Source organism: Candidatus Thiodiazotropha sp. AKIB8 (assembly GCF_058244675.1).
In genome coordinates this window covers 127,237-147,790 of sequence record NZ_JBSYOO010000041.1, presented here as the reverse complement: position 1 = coordinate 147,790, position 20,554 = coordinate 127,237, and the positions used below count along the sequence as shown (strand labels likewise).

Sequence of the window (20,554 nt, the reverse complement as noted above, 5' to 3'; positions counted from 1 at the left end):
CTAAGCAGAAGTTTAGATATTCTTATTAAAATCAACCCAAAGGGTCACTGTCTCCGGTGGCAGACAGACCTGTTCATTACAGGCTTGAAGTTGTAATTCTGCAGGGAGTGTAATGGTTTCCAATTCTCTTTTGTCGGTACGCTTTAGCAGGGTCTGTAAGGTAATCTTTCCCCCGTAAACGGATAGGGGCTGTTGCTGAAAAGCGAGTTTTTCTTCAACACCTTTAGGATAGGTTACCGGCCCTATCTGCCACCCATTTCCACTCTCAGGAAGGGAGAGTAGAGTAGGGATCAGATCTTTGCTCTTAGGTTGATTGGTGTTGATATGCCAACCCTCAGGGATGACGATATGGACGCTTAGTATGTTTTGTTCAGAGGCCTGAGAGATATCTGCCTCTATGCGGATACCACCCTGGCCCGCATAGGCTCGTGCTCCCAACTCTCCATGCAGGTGGTTGCTGACCGCACTGAGCAGATAGCCATAGCTGATGGGGGCTGCTTCTATGGCAGGGGCAAAACGGGATATCAGAGCATCGGTATGTTGACGATAGTCCAGCTCCCCTGTGCGTTGCCAGAGCCGTTGCAGGCTGTGTATCGCAACCGAGCTGCCTGAGGGGATTGCATTGTCAGAGCCTTCATCCTTTGGGCGTCCCATGCCGGTGATGCTGCTTTCCACCTCATTCATGAAGAACCCGCCCTGTTTCTGATCGAGAAAGCGGGTGGTCAAAGCCTCTGCTAGCTCTTTTGCGCGGCTTAGCCATTGCGGTTCCCCGGTCAGGTCATAGAGATGGAGAAAACTCTCAGACAGGTAGGCGTAATCTTCCTGGGTGGCTGGTATGGATGACTGACCATTCAAGTGAACCCGCCACAGATGCCCCTCTTTATATCGATTCTGCTGCCAAAGAAAATTAGCCGCCATTTCCGCTGCTTCACGGTAGCGAACGCTATCCAGTAGATCGGCAGCCTGTGCCAACGCAGTAATCATCATGCCATTCCAGGCAGTCACTATCTTGTCGTCCCGCAGGGGGGCAGTGCGTTTGTTCCGGGTTAATAGCAGTTTCCGGTTGATGGCCGCCAGCTGTTGCAGGAGATCTGCTTCTGAGCGTTTTTGCTGCTGGGCAAACGCGTTGAGCTGTTCAGGCAGATGGAGGATGTTACGACCTTCAAAGTTGCCTGACCGGGTAACGCCGTAGAGGGCCATTGCAAGAGTGCTCTCTTCTTCAGTAAGCACTGATTTCAACTCATCCGGGGTCCAGGTAAAGAAGAGACCCTCTTCCCCTTCACTGTCGGCATCGGTGGCGGAATAGAATCCCCCTTCCTCTGAAGTCATCTCTCGCAGGACATAGTTTAGGGTTTGTGTGGCTATGCGGCGGAAATCTTCTCTGCCGGTGAGACGCCATGCAGCCAGGTAGATGCGGCTGAGATGCGCCTGGTTGTAGAGCATTTTTTCAAAGTGAGGAATCAGCCATTCGTAGTCGGTGGAGTAGCGGTGGAAACCTCCGGCAACCTGGTCATAGATACCGCCTCTGGCCATATGATCGAGGGTGACTGTGAGCATCTGTAACGCCGTGGCGTCCGCATTGCGTTCGGCCTGGTCGAGCAGCAGATAGAGCCAGGGTTCTCTGGGAAACTTGGGGGCCTGGCCAAATCCACCCTGGATCTCATCGAATGACTTCTGCATGCTCCCCAGTGCCTCTGCTATTACCCCTTTATCGAGGGCTTTCGCCTCTCCCCTGAGGCGATTGCTCTCTGCTACTGCGTCGGCGACCTTTTCTGCCTGGGCGATCAACTCTTGCCGACGCTCCCCCCAGAGTTGATTCACCTGCTGCAGCAGTGAAGTAAATTGATCCGGAGTGTAATAGGTGCCACCAAAGAAAGGTTTACCCTCTGGAGTAAGAAATGTAGACATAGGCCAACCCCCGTGGCCGGTGAGCAACATCACCGCGGTCATGTAGACCTCATCCACATCGGGATGACTCTCCCGGTCCACTTTGATTGCTATGAAGTCACGGTTCAGCAGGGAAGCGATTTGTAGATTTTCAAAACTCTCCCGCTCCATCACATGACACCAGTGGCAGGTGGAGTAACCGATCGATAGAAATATCGGTTTGTTCTCCTGCTTGGCTTTCTGGAAAGCTGCTTCAGACCAGGGGTGCCAGTCAACCGGGTTATGTGCATGCTGTAGCAGATAGGGAGAGTCCTCGAGGATCAAGCGGTTGATATAGCTGGGGGTACCATCCTTTTTGAAGTGTTCGGTACGGGGGCGATAGGCTACCCCCTTATCGAGAAATGCCTGATAGAGAGTTTGCTGCATATCCTCTGACCTCTGTAGATGTAGGCGTTCATCAGCATGGGCAGGCGCTAGCAGAATCAGCAGGCCTGAAACTGACAGCAATAGCTTGCCTGTGTTCAAGATTTACACTCGAGGCTGGGTGAGAGCAAACTCATCACCGCTCAGAGGTTTAATCTGACCTGTTGTTGCATTGGCAGACTCGGATCGACAGCCCACTCCTGAGTGGAGCCATCATAGAGTCTGGCCTGGGTGTTGCCGAGCAGTTCATGGGAGACGAACCAGGCTAACGCAGCTCGATTGCCGGTGTGGCAGTAGTTGATTTGTGGCCCTTCCTGAGGAACCTGGCTGGCAGCGTATATCTGCTTTAAATTGTCCAAACTGTGCAATTTTCCACTGCCATTGACGGTGAGCCAGTCGTAGTTGAGGTTGACCGCACCTGGCAGGCTGCCGGCACGCTCCTTACCTCCACCGCCGTAGACACCCATATATTCAGCCCTGGTGCGGTTGTCTACTGCGAGGGTGCCTGCATCAAGTGCCATCTTCACTGCCTTGGCATTGGGATTCATTTCCGCTCTATAGTCAGCCTTGAAGGTTGTGGGCTTGAGTTGGTGATTACCCTTTTGCAATGGGTATTTACGGGTCTCAGCGTATCCCACCAGGCCAGCGTCGAGGATTGATACCTTATCGTGCCCCAGGACTTTGAAGGTCCAGTAGACCCGGGCCGCGATGGCCATATCACCAGCACTGGCTCCGAGGGGGATCAAAACAACCTGGCTGTTGTTGTCGATCCCAAGAGAGCCGATTAACTTCTCCATGATTGAGACCGGGGGCATTATTTTTGGCGCTCCCTTTTTCTCGACCCGCCACTGAGCGTATTCGGTGTTAACTGATCCGGGTATGTGGAAACGTAAATAGTTCTGATTACTCTGCAGGTCTAGCAGGACAACATTTGGTTTATCCTTGTTCTGTTGTAGCCATTCAACCGATACCAGGGGCTGTGCAAATACGGGAAGGGATGCAAAGAGGAGAAATATGAGTGTGAATGGTCTGATCATAAGGCACCTAATTCAATGTTGTTCGAATGTTTTTGTTCTTTCCTGCGCTGGCATTGGTGATCTCTGAGTTGAGTCGCCGGACTTCATATTTAATAACCAGACCACAGCTATCTATGGGTTTCGGAATTGTTATGGTCTGGTTATTATCAGATTGATAACAATCCTTAAAGTTGCGTGTAATGGCAACTATTTCCAGTGAATAGTTCCTGCCTGGAGATCATTTGGAGAGTCTAACTGTTAAAACCTGGCAGCAGTTTGCTATTTTGGAGCTAAATCCACTTGGAAAAAACGCTTAACCGGTCTGGTATTCACCGCACCCTGTGTCAGAATAGTGCGATCATGAATAATTCGACAATAAAATATCTCCTGGCAGGTCTGTTGATTCTATTGGCGCTACAGACAAGAGCCGATGATTACGATGATGCGTTGGCTGTATTGACAAATAAGGATTACTCCTCAGCCTACAGGGCTTTCAAGCGCCTGGCTAAACGGGATCATGCCGAGGCTCAGTTTCAGCTGGGTATGCTCTACCTTTTTGGAAAAGGAGTTGATCAGGATGCCCAGAAAGGGATCTCCTGGCTGAAACGGGCTGCAGAGGGTTACTCTTACATGGCCGCGAATGAGCTGGGTCAGATCTATCTCGCAGGACAGTGGGTTAAGCCGGATGAAACCGAAGCAATAAAATGGATAGAGCTTTCGAGTGCGATAGCTGCAGAAAACGAGGGGGAGGCGGACGATGGATGTGAATAGTTCGTCCCTGAAATAATGAAATTCAGCGATTTTGGATTTAAGGAAAACCCTTTTGCCATAACCCCGGATCCCCGCTATCTCTATCTGAGTCGGGGGCATGAGGAGAGTCTGGCCCATTTGATCTATGGAGCCGGCCCGAATGGGGGGTTCGTGTTGTTGACCGGAGAGGTCGGCACCGGTAAGACCTTGTTGCTCAGGAGCCTTTTGGCGCAGCAGCTTGGTGATGTGGAAGTGGCTCTGATTCTAAATCCTCGCCTCTCGCGGCGTGAGTTTTTGGCAACCATCTGTGATGAGCTTGGTGTAGCGTACAAAGGCCCCCCTTACTCTTTAAAACATCTCAGCGACATCCTCTCCAAACGACTATTGGAAATTCACAGTGAGGGTAAACACACTGTGTTGGTAGTGGATGAAGCACAAAACCTCAGTCCGAGAGTGCTGGAACAGGTTCGGTTGTTGACGAATCTGGAAACATCCCACCATAAACTGCTGCGTATTATTCTGGTTGGTCAGCCAGAGCTGCTGCAGATGCTGGCACGCAAAGAGCTGCGGCAGGTGGACCAACGTATCACGGCCCGTTACCATCTTGCGCCTTTAACTGCCCAGGAGAGTCGCTCCTACATTACTCACCGCCTGGCTGTGGCGGGAATAAGAGAAGATCTTTTTACGCCGATGGCAGTACGTCTTCTGCACAGATATTCCCGCGGAATTCCACGTCTGATCAATACTATTTGCGAGCGTGCCCTGCTGGCCATCTACACCAGCGGTAGGCAACGGGTAGATAGCCGTATGATATGGCGAGCAGCGCATGAAGTGCGAGGAAAGAAACCAAAGCGGTTTCGCCGATTGGGAGTTGGGCTGGGGGTTGCTCTTGCTCTGCTGTTGGCAGTGGCAGCAGGCGGTTGGTATTGGTTTGAAATGAATCAACCGGTTGCCGGTGAGAATGGGCTCAGTTCGGAGTTGCAGCAGACCGATTCAGGTAACAAGAGAGCAGAGACGTCAGATCAACAACCCTCTTTACTGGCTGAGTCTGAGCCAATGGTGTCTGAAGCAGCAGTGCCTGCTCCTGAGGCTAAAGTTGAACCAGAACAGGTTACCCCTGTGACCCCGAAGCCAGTCGAGACGAATGACACAGCTTCTTCCACGACTGAATCAGCTCCCCCTGTTGCTGAGGAGGCCCCCCCCCAAGAGATCGATTTGCAGAGACTTTTTGCTCGACCTCAGGATAGCTTCAACAGCTATCAGCTGCTTTTTCAGGCATGGGATCCATCGATAAGTCTGAAAATATCAGTACCTCCTTGTCTGCAGGCCCCCGAATATGGATTACGATGTTTAAATGCCCAGGCAGAGTGGTCGAGACTGTTGCGTCTGAATCGTCCGCTCTTGATCCGCCTGAAGCAGGAGCGTCAGGAACGCCTTCTTGCATTAACCCACGTCGATGGTGATTGGTTGTTGGTGGATAGTGGAGATGAACAGGGGGTGGTCCGTCTGGAGCAGCTCAAGCCTTATTGGCAGGGGGGCTTCATAATGCTTTGGAAACCACAAGCGGGATTGGCCTTGATTGGTGAAGGCTCGACCGGGGAAGCGGTTACCTGGTTGCGTCAACAGTTACATCTTGTTGATGGCAGACCAGTGCTCCGAGTGGCGAGCCTGGATCGATTTAATAATGCCTTGAAGGTCAGGCTACAGGAGTTTCAAAGCAATAGTGGCTTACAGGCTGATGGTGTTGCAGGACAACAGACCCAGATCTATCTGAATAATGTTGCTTTGCCTGATGGAACACCAACTCTCTATTCCACCACGGAAAAGGGGGATAGTTGATATGTCGCTGATTCTGGAGGCACTGAAAAAAGCCGAACGTCAGCATAAGCTGGGTGAGATTCCGGGCATATCTTCTCAGGCGTCTGAACAGGATGGACAAGGTAAACACCGGCTTGGCTGGGGACTTCTATCGCTTTTTGCTTTGGCTATGCTTGGCATTGGAATCTATCTTGGTGGTATGCAGAGTACGCCACAGCCCCAGACAGAAGCCAAGTCAGAGCCGGAAATAACTCGTCCGTCGGGTGAGTTGACTGCCAGACCAGTACGCCCACAAAACAATAATCCTCAACCTATGGCAGAAGTTAGGCAATCTCCACAGGTTGTCCAGCCCTTGCCGGTAGAGGAAAAGCCGAAGCCAATTGAGCAGGTTAAAGCCGAGGTCGCTCCTATTGAATTACCTCCTGTCCGGCCAGCCCCGGTTAAAGCACCACCTGAACCTCCGCCACCCCGTGCAATGCCCCTGCATGAAATGCCGAGCGGTTTTGTATCGAATTTACCTGAGATGAACATCGATATTCACAGCTATGATCCCAGGCCAATGAAACGATATGTACTGATCAACATGGAAAAATATCGTGAAGGTGACTATCTGGCAGAAGGGCCAAATCTGATCGAAATCTTACCCGAGGGGGTGGTTATGGAGCATATGGGTGAGCGTTTTATCCTGCCCTTAGGTAACCTCTGATCAATCAGCCATAGGATGTCAGTCTGACAGACGGCACCATCTACCGGATTAACTGGTGCTTGATTTATAGAATGTATTGGCTGAGTGCGATATATTGATCTTATTAGGCAAATGATTGATTTACAGTAAAAAATAGTAACAGGATAACTTAAGGAACGTAGTATGATGGAGCGGAAGAGCCTTGTGGTGAATATCTGTCTATGCGTGTTCCTCGCCTACCCGGTCTTGTCCCAGGCAAGAATCTACAAGTGGTATGACGAGCAGGGAAAGGTTCATTACTCTCAATCACCGCCTCCCAAGGGGAGTCAATCTGCCGCTATCAATACCGATACATTCTCCTCATTGGAGATGCGAAAAGTCCCCAAAAACGCAATTAAACCTGTCAAGAAACGCAAACGAGTGCAAAAGCCGAAGCTGAAGAAGATAGTCAAGAAACGTACAACCAGAGGCAGTACTTGTCCGCTAAAACGTTAAGGGCTCAGGAAGCTTCGCGCATGGGATAGATGGTATCCAGGATGGTATCAAACCCGCTTTTTACCTCCTCAGCGATAGAAATAGACAAATCAATACTCAAATCTGTTATTTCCAGTGCGGCGGGGTTGGGTATAAGTATCCCCTCATTAAACTTTCCATTACCGATGAACGCTTCGGCCAGCATAGAGGCGATGTGTACCATAGCTGCTTCAGTGGGGTGGTGTTTGGCACGAACCGGCTCAGGATGAAATTCTGTCGTTTCGATTAAACAGATGGGAAAACTCCATTGACGCATAAGGGTGGCCCCTACCCGGGCGTAGTCAAGGCCAATTGATTCTCGCTCTGCTTCCACCAAAGGTAAGGATTGTTGCTGGGATATCTGAAGTGCTGCCTGGGTCTCTTTGGGTATGCTTTGGTAGAGAATCAAGTGTCCTAAATCATACAGTAGTCCACAGACAAACAGACGTTCACTATCTATCATTCCCAGGTGACGGGCGAAACCTTGTGCAGCTAAACCGCAATAGACACTCCGCTTCCAAAATTGATGCATATCGAGGGCTGGGGTGGGCTTTTTACTCAACGATTCCGAGATGCAGGTGGCGAGGGTCAGGTCGTGTATTTGCTGTGTTCCCAGCAGAGAGACTGCACGAAACACAGTCTCTATCTTGCTGGGCATGCCGAAATAGGGACTGTTAATCAGTTTCAGGATGCGTGCCGTCAGGGCCGGATCACTGCGTATGGTATCGGCTACATCTTCCAGGCGATATTCGGCAGATTCGACGATATTTTTTAAACGAATATAGACATCAGGCAGGGATATTAGTCTGCAATCCTCGGTGATCTTTTCCCACAGTGTTGGCATAGCTGCACCTCATGAACAGATTGCGCTCAACCTCAGGTCCTGTGGGTAGAACATGAAGCATCTGTTCATAATTCTTCTTTAATGAATTCGCCGCATTAATAATCCCGCGACGATACATAAAGTATATCAACTTCTACCCTGTAATGGATCATGATTAGCCAGGTTAACTATATTTAACGTTTAGTTCGAGACTGTTCTGGCTATCGCCCAGACTGTTATTTTATCGGCTCCCGCCCGGTTTAGAGCCATGCTCATCTCTTTGATGGTGGATCCTGTGGTTACCACATCATCCAGTATAGCCACTTTGACGCCCTTTAAGCTGCCATAGACCCGAAAAGCGTTACGCAGGTTTCTTCGCCGTTCAAGTTCGCTCAGATCCGATTGAGCAGAGGTTTCCCTGGTGCGTTTTACCAGTCGACTATCCAGGGGAATGCCATAGTGCTTCGCCACTACCCGCCCGAGTTCCTGGGCCTGATTAAAACCGCGTTCACGCAAGCGACGTGGATGAAGGGGAACCGGCAACAGTAATTCCGGCAGATGGGCAGGCTCAGCCAGTCGATGGATTAATAGTCTCGCCAACGGGGCTGTGAGATGAAGATGTTGTCTAAATTTGAGGTTACTGATCAGGCGGCTCAAAGGGGGTTCATAGAGTACCGCTGTGCTGCATGAGTCGAATGGAAGCTGTTGCTGAATGCAGGCGCCACAGCGGGTTCCTTTAGCCACACCTGTAGGCAGAGGGAGGGCACAGCAGGGACAGGCATGGTTGTTATAAGGTAGGGATTCATAACAAGTCTGGCAGAAGCGGGTTTCAAAATCAGCGCGAGAGCCGCAGAGAAGGCAGCTCTGGGGGTAGAGATGGAGCTGTATAGATTTTATCCAGTTGTAAACCATGTAAACCTTCCTTGGTTGACTGTTGCTGCTCAATGCTTACCATAGGCAGCCCATGCATAGCAGATTGATATTTTAGCGAGTGAATACCATGACCGAAAGCCAAATACGCCACGACTGGAGTCTGGATGAGATCGAAAAGCTGCTTGATCTGCCATTCAATGACCTGCTATTTCGTGCCCAGTCTATTCACCGCGAGAAATTTGACCCCAATCAGATTCAGATGAGCAGTCTGTTGAGTATCAAGACCGGTGCCTGTGCAGAAGATTGTGGCTACTGCTCTCAGAGTGCTAAAAACGATTCTGGGCTGGAAGCGGAAAAGCTGATGCCATTGGAAGATGTCATCAAGGCAGCAGAGGCAGCCAAAGAGAAGGGTGCCAACCGATTCTGTATGGGGGCAGCCTGGCGCAACCCTACTGATAAAAACCTGGCACGTGTCGTCGAGATGGTCGAAGCGGTCAATGGCCTGGGCATGGAGACCTGTCTGACTCTGGGAATGTTGACTGAGACACAGGCTGAGCGTCTGCGATCCGCAGGTCTCGACTACTACAATCACAACCTGGATACCTCGCCGGAGTTTTATGGGAACGTCATAACCACCCGGACCTTTGACGACCGATTAAAGACCCTCTCACATGTGCGGGATGCAGGCATCAACGTCTGCTCCGGCGGCATTCTTGGTATGGGTGAATCGAGACGGGATCGTGCCAGCATGTTGCGCGAGCTGGTGAACCTTCCCAAGCATCCAGAATCGGTACCGATCAACATGCTGGTCAAGATCGAAGGGACCCCGCTCTCCAAGGTTGAAGATTTGGATCCTCTTGAATTTGTACGAACCATAGCCGTTGCACGGATTCTGATGCCGAACTCATATGTCAGACTCTCTGCAGGTCGGGGAGAGATGAGTGACGAGATGCAGGCGCTCTGCTTTCTCGCTGGTGCGAATTCGATCTTCTACGGCGAGCGTCTGCTGACAACGGACAATCCAGAAGCGGATCATGATAGGGCATTGTTGCAGCGTCTCGGTATGAAGACAGAGACTTTGGTGGAGACTGAGGTCAAAGCTGCCAAAGTGCCCTGCAAGAAAGCTCAGGCAGTTTGAGACTGAATCTCGTCCTTTGGCGAGGCCTGAGTAGAGTGATATGAACAGATTGTCAGAAGAGCTTTCGCGTCGGCGCGATGCCCGACTCTATCGAGAGCGTAAAGTTGTCTCATCGCCTCAGCAGACAGAGATGGTCGTCGACGGTCGACCCATGTTGGTGTTTTGCAGTAACGACTATCTTGGTCTGGCAAACCATCCTGAGTTGATCAGTGCACTACAGCAGGCAGCGAGTGAATATGGTGTTGGTAGTGGTGCTGCCCATTTGATCAACGGTCATACAGCTATCCATCATGCTCTGGAAGAGGAGCTGGCAGAATTTACCGGTCGTCCAAGAGCCTTGCTGTTCTCAACAGGTTATATGGCAAATTTGGGTGTGATCACCGCGCTGTTGGGACGAGGTGATTGTCTTCTGGAGGATCGTCTGAATCACGCCTCTCTGGTGGACGCAGGCCAGCTCAGTCAGGCGAAGGTAAAGCGCTTTCAGCATGCTGATTCCGAGAGTCTTGAGCGCCAGATCAAGCTCTGTGAAGCAGAGCATCGACTGATTGCTACAGATGGTGTGTTCAGCATGGATGGGGATCTGGCGCCACTGCCTGAGCTGGCGAGAATTGCCCGGCATCATAATAGCTGGTTGATGGTTGATGATGCCCACGGATTAGGTGTGTTGGGGGAGCAGGGTAGAGGTACCTTGAGTCACTTTGGCCTGAGTATCGACGAAGCACCTATCCTGATGGGGACTCTGGGTAAAGGTTTTGGCACTTTCGGAGCCTTCGTTGCTGGTAGTGATGATTTGATTGAAACACTGATACAACAATCACGCAGCTATATCTATACCACTGCGATGCCGTCGGCCATTGCAGAGGCGACCCGTGTCAGTCTGCGTATCGCCCAACAAGAGAACTGGAGACGCGAGAGACTGGTAAAACTGGTGGCGCGTTTCAGACTGGCAGCCGAGCAGATTGGTTTGCCGCTGATGGCATCGGATACACCGATTCAACCGATCCTGGCTGGTAGTGCAGATCAGGCTTTAAGTTGGAGCATGGCGCTGCAGGAAAAGGGCATTTTAGTCAGTGCAATTCGTCCACCTACTGTACCTGAGGGGCGTGCAAGACTGCGCCTTACTTTCAGTGCCAACCATACTGAGCGTCAGCTCGATAGATTGCTGGATGCCTTGGACAACTTATCGATGAAGCAGAGATGAAGCTGGGGGTAGAAACATTCGGTAGCGGTGATGCGCTGGTGATGCTGCATGGGTGGGGTATGAACTCCGTTGTATGGCATGATTTTGCCCGGCATCTGGGCCGTAGTTACCGTGTGACATTGATCGACCTGCCTGGACATGGATTAAGCCCCTATGACGGTCAGCAGAGTATAGATGCCTGGGCGAATGCCTGCCTGGAGGTTGCACCGGACAGGGCTGCCTGGATTGGCTGGTCTCTCGGCTCTATGGTGACTTTGCAGGCGGTTCTTAATGCCCCAGAGAGGGTCAGGGGGGCTGTGCTTATTGCTGGCATGCCGAAATTCGTTAAGAGTGAAGAGTGGCCCCATGCAATGGCACTGAGAACCCTGAATCAATTCATTGAGTTGATGGGGGATGATATGACTCGGGCACTGGAACGTTTTCTGGCCTTGCAAATGTTGGGCAGTGATCTTGCTGTGGAGGTGCTGCGAGGACTCAAGTTGAAATTACAGGAGCGTCCAGATCCCAATCCGCAAGCACTACACGCTGGGCTTGAGTTGCTAAAACAGTGCGATCTTCGACAGCGACTCGTGGAAATTACCTGTCCGATGAGCTGGATCTATGGTGGGAGGGACAGTCTCGCGCCCGCCAAAGCCTCTGAGATCCTGCAGCAATGGCTGCCAAATGCGGCGATACATATTATCGAAAAGGCTGCCCATACACCTTTTCTGTCCCACCCCGGAGAGACAGAAAAATTGGTACTTGATAGCCTGGAGGCTATGGCGTGACCACTGCTGCATCCTCAAGGATAGACAAACGTCAGGCCCGTGCCGCATTCTCCCGTGCCGCTTCACATTATGATGAGGTCGCTGAATTGCAGCGGGAGATTGCCAGCAGAATGATAGAGCGTCTCAGCTATATTCGTCATCAACCTGAGCTGGTTGTTGATGTGGGGGCGGGGACTGGTGATGCAACTCAAGCGCTCGGCAAACACTACAATAAAGCTCAGATCATTGCTCTAGATTTTGCTTTTCCAATGCTGCAGCAGGCGCGCAAACGAGGACGTTGGTTTCGCCGTCCCCGATGTATTTGTGGTGATGCTGAACAGCTACCCCTGGCCAACCAGTCGGTCGATATGATCTTCTCGAATGTCGCCCTGCAATGGTGTAACGATCTACAGGGAACCATGGCGGAGTTTCTGCGCGTGCTACGACCGAACGGGATGTTGCTTTTTTCAACTTTTGGCCCCGGTACGCTGAAAGAGCTGCGGGCGAGTTGGTCTGCCGTAGATGGAAATAGTCATGTTTCACCATTCACAGATATGCATGATGTTGGGGATGCCATGGTTCAGGTAGGCTTTGCGGAACCGGTAGTGGATGTAGATCGAATCTGTCTGAGTTATGATGACGTGCCCTCACTGATGCGCGATCTGAAAACGCTCGGCGCACATAATGTGACTGCTCAACGACCGAAGGGGTTGACTGGTAAGGGTCGTATGCGCGCTATGATCGAGGCTTATGAGAAGCTGCGGGTGGAGAGTAAACTACCTGCCAGCTACGAAGTGGTCTACGGTCATGCCTGGGCTCCGTCACAACCCAGGGTCGATGGGGTGACCGCCATTCCTCTGGATCAAATACAATTAGGGCCTGTTAACAGGTCCTAGGACGCAGTTAAATATGGTCGGTCTATTTATTACCGGTACAGATACCGGGTGCGGAAAAACAGAGGTGACTCTTGGGTTGATGCAAAAGCTTCAGCGACAGGGGAACATTGTATTGGGTATGAAACCAATCGCCTCAGGAGCAGATAAAACCCAGGATGGGTTGCGTAATGAAGATGCCTTGCGAATTCAGGCACAATCAAGTCTCGAGCTACCCTATGAGAGCGTCAATCCCTTTGCATACCAGCCTCCCATAGCCCCCCATCTGGCTGCATCACAAGCGGCAAATCCTATCGATCTCGAAGTGATCCTAGAGGGGTATCGAGCTCTGCAGAATCGGGCTGATCGTGTAGTGGTTGAGGGCGTTGGGGGGTGGCATGTACCCTTAGGGGAGCAGGATACCCTTGCTGACCTTGCCCGGGGGTTGGCGCTACCGGTAGTAATGGTCGTCGGGATGCGTCTGGGGTGTCTTAATCATGCACTGATGACAGCAGAGTGTATGCTCAATGCGGGGGTGACTTTTGCTGGCTGGGTGGCGAATCAAGTTGATCCAGAGATGTCCGCATTGGATGAGAATCTGGCGACGCTGAGAGCCTGGTTACCTGCGCCATGTCTTGGTGAAATTCCCTATCTTTCCAATCCGCAAGCAGAGGCGATAGCCAAGTACCTCAGTGATGATCTGTATGCCATGCCCGGCACCACCACAAACGCACACTTCACTCTGTCCAACTTTTAGGATAATCTTTTGAGGCAGATCACCTGCCGTTGACCTTCTTTAACAGAGTAGCCACTTCATCTGCTGTGACTGGTGGGCTGAAGAGGGTTCCCTGAATCTCATCACATTCGTGTTGTTCCAGAAAATTGCGCTGAGCCTCAGTTTCAACGCCTTCCGCCACTATTTTCAGATCAAGGCTCTTTGCCATTGAAATGATAGCGGCGACTATGGTTTGCGTTTGTTTGTTGGGGAGTGTGTTATTTAGAAAAGTCCGATCGATCTTAATGGTCCTGATCGGAAGATTCTGAAGATAGTTCAATGAAGAGAATCCTTTACCAAAATCATCGAGCGCAAAATTTATACCGGCATCGTGCAGATCGGACATTACGCTCTGGCTGTGTTCAAAGTTCTTTATCAGGGTGCTTTCTGTAATTTCAAGTTCGATTTTTGATGGGGGGATTTTTCGTTTCTCGCAGACCCGCAGAAATTTTTCTGCCAGGGCATCGTCGCGCAGCTGCACGGCGGATAAATTGACGCTGAGAGAGAGATCCTCAAACCCCATTTTGTGCCAGCGACGCATATCGGTACAGGCTTTCTTGAATGCCCAGAGTCCTAATTTGTTGATCCTTCCGGTCTGTTCCGCAATAGGAATAAACTCATCCGGAGGAATGTAACCAACTTTTGGATGGGGCCAGCGGGCGAGAGCCTCAATGCCGACGATGCGTCCAGTAAGTATGTTGATTTTTGGCTGATAGACCAACTCGAACTGCTGATGAAAGATCGCTTTGTTCAGCTGGGTTTCAAGCCAGATGCTATGAAAGGCTTTGCGGTTTATCTCCCTTGAGAAGAAGCGAACAGGGTTGCTACCAGCATCACTTTTGGCTGCACGTCTGGCGGTAGCCGCCTTATGCAGCAATTCATCCGGTGTCTCGTCATCATGAGGATAGAGTGCAACCCCCATACTGAATGAGATGAATAGTTCCTGATCATCTACATGCATTGGTTTTTTGAGCTGGCTCAAGATGCGATGGGCTACCCAGGTAACCGATTTCACATCCTCAACATCACTGAGAACCAGGGCAAACTCATCTTTGTTGATACGAGAAATATTGGGTAAGTCGTACTCACTCTGCTCATCGACCACGGCAATGGTGTCAGTCTTTCTGAGGGAGATAATGAGACGCTCGGCTGTCAGTTTAAGAATCTGATCGCCGGTTGAGACGCCCAGTGCTTCATTGATTCGTGAAAAACTATCGATATCAATGGATATGATGGCGGTCAACTTGTGGTTACGTTCACTCCGGGCCAGTTCCTGACCTATCCTGTCGTTGAATATGTATCGGTTAGGCAGTCCGGTGAGTTCATCCCTGCCTTCCCTTCGTTTCATCTCCTGCCGGTTAAATTCGAGTTCAGATTCGAGATGGCCTATTACATCCTCAAGTCGAAGTATTTCGGTTCTCAGATGGCGCTCCGATTCATCCATCTCCCGCCATTCGGAGTCGGAAACTATATTGGCTGGGTTATCCTTGCTCTTATGTGCTGAGTGTCTGAGTTCGGGATTCCACTGGATAATACAGTTGCGGCCCTGCTGTTTGGCCTCATAGAGTGCACAATCAGCATTGTTGATCAACAACATGGAGTCCTCTACTTCCTCTTCCAGTCCAGCCAACCCAATACTGGTAGTGACGGTTTGGGGGTTGGTAAACAAGGTGTGGCACTTTTGCTGAATGTCCATTCTCAAACGTTCGGCTATAGCGAGGGCTTCATCCATCAATGCATCTGGGAGGACAAGCGCAAATTCATCTCCACCGTATCGGCCGACAACATCCTCGGGTCGCGAATTTGTACTTAGAATTTCTGAGACGTATTTGATTACTTTATCGCCGTTGGCATGTCCGTAGTGGTCGTTTATGAATTTAAAACGATCAATATCCACCATTATAAAAACGAGGGATCTGTTTTGGGTTTTGGCAATAGAGAAAAGGTGATCGAATTTTTTAAAGAACGCTCTTCTGTTGAGGCAACCTGTGAGAGAGTCTCTGGTCGCCAGAAATTCCAGCTCAACTGTTTTATTTCGCAACGCCTTCTCAGAGACGCGTAGTTTCAAAAGAGCCGACTTGAGTTGCCGATAGGACTTCTCCAACTCAGTCATGTCATCGAAGGTGGTGAGTGCTCCCTTGATCTGTCCATTGTGGTCAAAGATCGGCGCGCTGTTTACTGAAAAAGCTCTTTCGCTTCCGTCATTCAGCGCAAGGCGTATCGGGACCCCTGTGACCCGTTCACAATTATTCAGACTGATATGCCAGGGGAGGTTCCTTGGGTTATCTGTTCCCTCCCTGTGTTTCCATGGCAATAGGTCAGCGTCGATATCAGCCAGGGCTTTTAAATTTCGATCAACTTTTTGGCAGAAAGAGTCGTTGGCAAGAATGATTCTGTGTCGTTCATCAAGAATCAGTAGCCCTTCAGAGAGGGCATTGAAAGCAGCTCGCACCCGTTCAGGGATGATTGATCTTGCTGTGAGTCCCTGCCTTTGGCTTTCGGTGTAAGCGAGCAACAGGATCAGTGAAGCCAGAAGAACCCACAGGCTTAAAATAGATATCTCTATAAACGACCAAGCCTCTTCAGTTGTGCCATCTAAAAACTCTATTGATAGTGTTCCGGCGACTTTGCTACCGAAACCAATCGGCACATGCAGCGCGTGAGATGAATCCGGGATTGAAAAGTCAGGCTGACGATTATGTTTGGGTGCCTTAAACTCAAGCTTCTCTCCAGTTAGGGTTTCTACCGTTGCGGAAATTGCTTGAGGATTATCTGCCAGAGCGTTGCTAAGGATCCTGGTCAGTGTTGAATGGTTATTTGATGATACGGATGGGTATAGTTTGACTGCAAGTGATTCAGAGTAGTGTTGCCACGCTCTCTCCTCTGCAAATTCAGCATCTTCGAACACACCAGACATCTCTGCTATGGTCAATGCAACCAGACAGAACATAACCGAGGCGGTGATCAGTTTTAGCGGGGAATTCAGGTAAGAGAACATAAGTGTAAGGCAAATCCGTATTTTGCTTTCGATTGCTTCTCCTTGGCCAACATGGTTAGCGTATGTGTTGAAAGGTTACAGCAAGGTGGGCTGTGAATCTCGTTCTAATTGTAAACTCTTTAAATTCCATTGCGCCCTGCGTAATTTCCCAGGAATCTATGTCCTGAATGGTCTTCCGGCAGCGGTATTTTATATTGGGAGTTAGCCACCAGACCGTTTAAAAAAGTCAGGGAATTCCATCGGCATTATAGTCAGACAATAGGTAACCCCTGACTGCATATGTCGGCCAGGGGTGAGGTAGCTTTAGAAGTGTGTGGGAATGAGAGGACTTTTATGCAGTCAGTTCAGCTTGAAGAGCTAATTTAACTAGCTTGGCTGGCAAGTTGCAGCTTCAGCTTTTTCATTGCACTTTTCTCTATTTGGCGTATTCGTTCAGCTGAAACCTGAAACTCTTCTGCCAATTCATGCAGAGTCGATTTCTGCTCTCCTAACCATCGTGCCTCTAAAATCTGACGACTTCTCTGATCCAGATCCTGCAACGCTGACATCAGGCTCTTTTTCATCTGAGTCTCACTGTCCGCAGTTTCCAGCACGGATGCTGGTTCCATGCGCATATCGCTAAGATATCCTGCGGGGGCGGGGGTGATCTGTTCTTCGTCGTCCTGGGAGGGGCCGTCGAAAGCGATATCCTGACCTGAAAGTCTTGATTCCATTTCCATGACGGTCTCAGGTTTGACCCCGAGATCCTGGGCGACGTTGTCGACCTCTTCCTTGGAAAACCAACCCAAGCGCTTTTTCGAGCTGCGAAGATTGAAAAAGAGTTTTCGCTGGGCCTTGGTGGTTGCTACTTTGACGATACGCCAGTTCTTCAGGATGTACTCATGAATTTCTGCCTTGATCCAATGTACGGCAAAGGAGACCAGGCGTACGCCCATGTCGGGGTCAAAGCGCTTGACCGCCTTCATCAACCCGACTGTGCCCTCTTGAATCAAGTCGGGCAGAGCCAGTCCGTAGCCACTGTAATTTCTGGCGACACGTACTACAAAGCGAATGTGGGAGGTGATCAGAGCTTGAGCCGCTTTCAGGTCCTTTTGGTCACGCAGTCTTACTGCGAGACTGTGTTCCTCTTCGGCACTCAGCATCGGCAACTGAAAGGCTGCGCTGATATAAGTATCCATACTACCAGTTGGCATGGTGGCCAGTGCGATCTCTTTACTCATGCAAAATTACCCCAGATTTCTTCTATAGTGAATATTAGCACTCTCGTGTGAGGAGTGCCAACTGTAGTTTCTGACCAGTGAGCAGAGGGAAAGTTCAATAGGAAAAAAGTGGTTTATTATTACTGATATCAGTGTGTTAGCTGGGTTCGATTGCGCTCAAATGACGCCCTACAGCTAACCAGGAGCCGGCTAAGCCAAGCAGGGAGCTGCCACTCAAGAGCACGAGCACGGTCATAAAATCCAGCGAACTCAGATCGAACGAACTCTGATAGAGCTGAGCCAGTTTGGCGATTGGGCCACTCAGCAGAATGATTGCCAGGGCCACCAGTATCCAGGCGATCAAACCACCGAACAGTCCATACCAGAACCCGGTATAGAGAAATGGACGACGGATGAAGGCGTTGGTTGCACCAATCAGCTTGGTTATCTCAATCTCGGTTCTACGGTTTTGAATCTCCAGCCGGATGGTATTTCCTACAATCAGCAGCACCGCCATGCTGAGTAGCCCAGCGAGTACAACCACAGCGCGTTGCGCTATGACTGTAATGGCCTGTAACCGCCTAACCCACTGCAGGTCGAGTTGCACTATGTCAGCCTCTGGTAACAAGCGTAGCTCCTGAACCAGTTGTTGTGCGGTCTCTGCTGTGGTGTATTTCGCTTGCGGTTGAATTACCAGCAGATTGGGTAGTGGATTGCTGTCGAGCGCTTCCAACGCGTCTGCATAGCCGCTGAGACTCTGAAACTCTTCCAGTGCAGATCCTCGGCTGATCATTTCAACCTGCTCAATGCGTCCATGCTGGCGAAGTTTCTCAGCCAGTGAAATTGCCTGAGTGTCTGTAATATTTTGTTTCAGAAACAGAGATATGCTTGCTCCGCTATCCCATCCACCACTGATTCCCTGCAGATTACTCAGCATCACATGCAGACCGACAGGCAAGGCGAGCGCAATACCAATAACGGCACAGGTCATCAATGAGGAGACACGGTTAGCGAACAGTCGACCAAGGCTGAATAGGGAGACCTGGGCGTGTCTCTGTAACCAGATTCCAGGGAGTGCGAGCAGTCTGCTAAGTGACATCCCTGAACTCCTGCTTGGTGTCGTTACTCAACGCGCCGTTGGTCAGGGTCAGCATGCGTTTATTCATGCCACTGATCAATGCCAGATCATGAGAGGCGATCAACAGGGTCACACCGACCTGGTTGAATTGCATAAACAGATCCATGATCTCTCTGGAGAGGTCTGGGTCCAGATTACCTGTGGGCTCATCCGCCAACACCAGGGGGGGTTTACTGACTACGGCTCTTGCTATGCCAACACGCTGCTGCTCTCCACCGGAGAGTGTTACAGGGGCATTTTTCTCTTTATGCAGCAAGCCGACCTTATCCAGGGCAGCACGAACCCTCCTGCCGATCTCTTTATGTCCCAAACCAGCAACCACCAGGGGTAGAGCTACATTGTCAAATACAGTACGGTCATGCAGCAGGCGATGATCCTGGAAAATCATCCCCACCTCCCGTCGGTGAAAGGGGATCTGGCGATTCTTGAGTCGGGTCAAATTGCGGCCATTGACATGGACCTGCCCACCACTTGAGCGTTCCAGTAGACCAATCAGTTTCAGTAAGGTGCTTTTACCGGCACCTGAATGTCCAGTCAGAAAGACCACCTCTTCTGCTTCAATACGCAGATTGATATTGCTTAACCCGGTGTGGCCACCAGGGTAGCGCTTGCTGACATTGTCGAAATGGATCAACTTGTAGCGTCTCTCTCAAACAGAGCGTCGACAAACTCCTTTGGCTCAAATTCCCGCAGGTCTTCAATAGACTCGCCGACGCCGATAAACCTTATCGGAACCTTGACCTTATCTGCTATGGCGAAGACAACACCGCCTTTGGCGGTTCCGTCCAGTTTGGTAATGACCAGCCCGGTCAGTCCCACTGATTCATTGAAATGCATCGCCTGATTGACTGCATTTTGTCCTGTGCCGGCATCCACCACAAGCAGTACTTCATGGGGGGCGTCCGGGTCTATTTTCTTCATCACGCGTGTGATTTTAGCCAACTCCTCCATGAGGTTGGCTTTAGTATGCAGGCGACCCGCTGTATCCGCAATCAGCACATCGATTTGTCGTGCAGTGGCTGCCTGTAGGGCATCAAAGACTACCGAGGCGGCATCGGCACCGGTATGTTGGGCGATAACCTGAATCTCATTGCGCTCACCCCAGGTTTGCAACTGTTCCACGGCAGCTGCCCGAAAAGTGTCGCCGGCAGCAAGCATTACGGTCTCCCCGTCGAGTTGGAATTTTCGAGCCAGTTTGCCGATGGTCGTGGTTTTCCCCGCACCGTTAATCCCCACCATGATCATCACCAAAGGCTTGCCATTCTGGTGCTCTTTGACTGGTGTATCGCAACTCTGCAGAATCTCCAGCAGATGTTGTTTGAGGATCTGGGTCAGGGCTTCAGGGTCGTTCAGGGATTTTCGTTTTACCCGATCAGTCAGGTCATCTATGATTCTGCTGGTTGCCTCTACTCCAACGTCGGCGGTAATCAGCAGGGTCTCCAACTCTTCCAGCAATGACTCATCAATGGTCTTGCGACCCATCACCAGATTTGCCAGCCCATCGGTTAAATTGTGACGGGTACGGGTCAGTCTCTCCTGCAGACGGGAGAAGAGGCCACGTTTTTCTTCAACTGCGGGCTTCTCTGCTGGCGCTTCTGACGCTGACTTCTTTCGTTTACCAAAACCGAACATATTGGGGATTACCAAGAGGGTGATTGGAACTCTGCTCTGATCCCAGGTTCATAGTTTTACCTGGAGC

At 50.6% G+C, this 20,554-nt stretch carries 18 protein-coding genes; 9 read left to right on the top strand and 9 right to left on the bottom strand.

From position 1 onward, the window contains the following. Positions 1-12: 12 nt before the first annotated feature. Together AC4IFB_RS14485 and AC4IFB_RS14480 are read right to left on the bottom strand one after the other, a co-directional pair. On the bottom strand, positions 13-2,412 hold the full coding sequence (locus tag AC4IFB_RS14485) for a thioredoxin domain-containing protein (RefSeq protein ID WP_490780526.1): 2,400 nt from the start codon (positions 2,410-2,412) through the stop codon (positions 13-15). A gap of 41 nt (positions 2,413-2,453) precedes the next feature. Further along, positions 2,454-3,347 (bottom strand): sulfurtransferase, encoded by an 894-nt coding sequence (locus AC4IFB_RS14480; RefSeq protein WP_490780525.1) that lies wholly within the window; start codon positions 3,345-3,347, stop codon positions 2,454-2,456. Positions 3,348-3,686: 339 nt separating this feature from the next. Between AC4IFB_RS14480 and AC4IFB_RS14475 the strand changes: the two genes are divergently transcribed. The 4 genes from AC4IFB_RS14475 to AC4IFB_RS14460 all read left to right on the top strand — a co-directional run bounded on the left by AC4IFB_RS14475 (position 3,687) and on the right by AC4IFB_RS14460 (position 7,074). Further along, on the top strand, positions 3,687-4,097 hold the full coding sequence (locus AC4IFB_RS14475) for a tetratricopeptide repeat protein (RefSeq protein ID WP_490780524.1): 411 nt from the start codon (positions 3,687-3,689) through the stop codon (positions 4,095-4,097). Positions 4,098-4,112: 15 nt separating this feature from the next. Further along, the gene (locus AC4IFB_RS14470; RefSeq protein WP_490777566.1) at positions 4,113-5,915 is read left to right on the top strand and encodes an AAA family ATPase; all 1,803 of its coding nucleotides are present in this window, start codon (positions 4,113-4,115) and stop codon (positions 5,913-5,915) included. A gap of 1 nt (position 5,916) precedes the next feature. Next, positions 5,917-6,600, top strand: a complete 684-nt coding sequence (locus AC4IFB_RS14465) for a general secretion pathway protein GspB (RefSeq protein ID WP_490780523.1) — start codon at positions 5,917-5,919, stop codon at positions 6,598-6,600. 162 nt (positions 6,601-6,762) lie between these two features. Next, positions 6,763-7,074, top strand: a complete 312-nt coding sequence (locus AC4IFB_RS14460; RefSeq protein WP_490777564.1) for a DUF4124 domain-containing protein — start codon at positions 6,763-6,765, stop codon at positions 7,072-7,074. Between the two features lie 4 nt (positions 7,075-7,078). Here AC4IFB_RS14460 and AC4IFB_RS14455 read toward each other — a convergent pair whose 3' ends face one another. Continuing rightward, positions 7,079-7,936, bottom strand: coding sequence for an HDOD domain-containing protein (locus AC4IFB_RS14455; RefSeq protein ID WP_490777563.1), 858 nt, complete (start codon positions 7,934-7,936; stop codon positions 7,079-7,081). Positions 7,937-8,116: 180 nt separating this feature from the next. Beyond that, a complete protein-coding gene (locus tag AC4IFB_RS14450) occupies positions 8,117-8,827 on the bottom strand; it encodes a double zinc ribbon domain-containing protein (RefSeq protein WP_490777562.1) in 711 nt (236 codons plus the stop codon). An 88-nt stretch (positions 8,828-8,915) separates the two neighbouring features. Between AC4IFB_RS14450 and bioB the strand changes: the two genes are divergently transcribed. Genes bioB through bioD form a run of 5 tightly spaced genes read left to right on the top strand, consistent with a single transcriptional unit; the run spans position 8,916 to position 13,502 of the window. After that, on the top strand, positions 8,916-9,926 hold the full coding sequence (gene bioB, locus AC4IFB_RS14445; protein WP_490777561.1) for a biotin synthase BioB: 1,011 nt from the start codon (positions 8,916-8,918) through the stop codon (positions 9,924-9,926). A gap of 40 nt (positions 9,927-9,966) precedes the next feature. Further along, on the top strand, positions 9,967-11,127 hold the full coding sequence (gene bioF, locus AC4IFB_RS14440) for an 8-amino-7-oxononanoate synthase (protein ID WP_490777560.1): 1,161 nt from the start codon (positions 9,967-9,969) through the stop codon (positions 11,125-11,127). Then, complete coding sequence (bioH, locus tag AC4IFB_RS14435) at positions 11,124-11,894, top strand: pimeloyl-ACP methyl ester esterase BioH (protein ID WP_490780522.1); 771 nt, start codon at positions 11,124-11,126, stop codon at positions 11,892-11,894. The genes bioF and bioH overlap by 4 nt, the downstream gene beginning before the upstream one ends. Further along, positions 11,891-12,769, top strand: coding sequence for a malonyl-ACP O-methyltransferase BioC (gene bioC / locus AC4IFB_RS14430; protein ID WP_490777558.1), 879 nt, complete (start codon positions 11,891-11,893; stop codon positions 12,767-12,769). Before bioH ends, bioC begins: the two co-directional genes overlap by 4 nt. A gap of 13 nt (positions 12,770-12,782) precedes the next feature. Beyond that, the gene (bioD, locus tag AC4IFB_RS14425; RefSeq protein WP_490777557.1) at positions 12,783-13,502 is read left to right on the top strand and encodes a dethiobiotin synthase; all 720 of its coding nucleotides are present in this window, start codon (positions 12,783-12,785) and stop codon (positions 13,500-13,502) included. 19 nt (positions 13,503-13,521) lie between these two features. Here bioD and AC4IFB_RS14420 read toward each other — a convergent pair whose 3' ends face one another. From AC4IFB_RS14420 to ftsY, 5 genes are all read right to left on the bottom strand, one after another. After that, positions 13,522-16,518: a bifunctional diguanylate cyclase/phosphodiesterase gene (locus AC4IFB_RS14420; RefSeq protein ID WP_490777556.1), complete on the bottom strand. Its 2,997-nt coding sequence runs from the start codon at positions 16,516-16,518 to the stop codon at positions 13,522-13,524. Between the two features lie 362 nt (positions 16,519-16,880). After that, complete coding sequence (gene rpoH, locus AC4IFB_RS14415) at positions 16,881-17,738, bottom strand: RNA polymerase sigma factor RpoH (RefSeq protein ID WP_490777555.1); 858 nt, start codon at positions 17,736-17,738, stop codon at positions 16,881-16,883. 136 nt (positions 17,739-17,874) lie between these two features. Beyond that, on the bottom strand, positions 17,875-18,816 hold the full coding sequence (ftsX, locus tag AC4IFB_RS14410) for a permease-like cell division protein FtsX (RefSeq protein WP_490780521.1): 942 nt from the start codon (positions 18,814-18,816) through the stop codon (positions 17,875-17,877). Beyond that, entirely contained in the window at positions 18,806-19,489 is a 684-nt protein-coding gene (gene ftsE / locus AC4IFB_RS14405) for a cell division ATP-binding protein FtsE (RefSeq protein ID WP_490777553.1), read from the bottom strand. Before ftsE ends, ftsX begins: the two co-directional genes overlap by 11 nt. Then, positions 19,486-20,487 carry a signal recognition particle-docking protein FtsY gene (gene ftsY, locus AC4IFB_RS14400; protein ID WP_490777552.1) on the bottom strand — a complete coding sequence of 334 codons (1,002 nt, stop codon included), beginning with the start codon at positions 20,485-20,487 and terminating at the stop codon, positions 19,486-19,488. The genes ftsE and ftsY overlap by 4 nt, the downstream gene beginning before the upstream one ends. Positions 20,488-20,554: the final 67 nt, after the last annotated feature.

What these genes read in the sequence shown, in the direction of transcription:
- AC4IFB_RS14420 (WP_490777556.1), bottom strand. Translation starts at nt 16,518, where the DNA reads ATGTTCTCTTACCTGAATTCCCCGCTAAAACTGATCACCGCCTCGGTT.
- AC4IFB_RS14470 (WP_490777566.1), top strand. Translation starts at nt 4,113, where the DNA reads ATGAAATTCAGCGATTTTGGATTTAAGGAAAACCCTTTTGCCATAACC.
- AC4IFB_RS14450 (WP_490777562.1), bottom strand. Translation starts at nt 8,827, where the DNA reads ATGGTTTACAACTGGATAAAATCTATACAGCTCCATCTCTACCCCCAG.
- rpoH (WP_490777555.1), bottom strand. Translation starts at nt 17,738, where the DNA reads ATGAGTAAAGAGATCGCACTGGCCACCATGCCAACTGGTAGTATGGAT.
- AC4IFB_RS14475 (WP_490780524.1), top strand. Translation starts at nt 3,687, where the DNA reads ATGAATAATTCGACAATAAAATATCTCCTGGCAGGTCTGTTGATTCTA.
- bioD (WP_490777557.1), top strand. Translation starts at nt 12,783, where the DNA reads ATGGTCGGTCTATTTATTACCGGTACAGATACCGGGTGCGGAAAAACA.
- AC4IFB_RS14465 (WP_490780523.1), top strand. Translation starts at nt 5,917, where the DNA reads ATGTCGCTGATTCTGGAGGCACTGAAAAAAGCCGAACGTCAGCATAAG.
- bioH (WP_490780522.1), top strand. Translation starts at nt 11,124, where the DNA reads ATGAAGCTGGGGGTAGAAACATTCGGTAGCGGTGATGCGCTGGTGATG.
- bioF (WP_490777560.1), top strand. Translation starts at nt 9,967, where the DNA reads ATGAACAGATTGTCAGAAGAGCTTTCGCGTCGGCGCGATGCCCGACTC.
- bioB (WP_490777561.1), top strand. Translation starts at nt 8,916, where the DNA reads ATGACCGAAAGCCAAATACGCCACGACTGGAGTCTGGATGAGATCGAA.
- ftsY (WP_490777552.1), bottom strand. Translation starts at nt 20,487, where the DNA reads ATGTTCGGTTTTGGTAAACGAAAGAAGTCAGCGTCAGAAGCGCCAGCA.
- ftsX (WP_490780521.1), bottom strand. Translation starts at nt 18,816, where the DNA reads ATGTCACTTAGCAGACTGCTCGCACTCCCTGGAATCTGGTTACAGAGA.
- AC4IFB_RS14455 (WP_490777563.1), bottom strand. Translation starts at nt 7,936, where the DNA reads ATGCCAACACTGTGGGAAAAGATCACCGAGGATTGCAGACTAATATCC.
- AC4IFB_RS14460 (WP_490777564.1), top strand. Translation starts at nt 6,763, where the DNA reads ATGATGGAGCGGAAGAGCCTTGTGGTGAATATCTGTCTATGCGTGTTC.
- AC4IFB_RS14480 (WP_490780525.1), bottom strand. Translation starts at nt 3,347, where the DNA reads ATGATCAGACCATTCACACTCATATTTCTCCTCTTTGCATCCCTTCCC.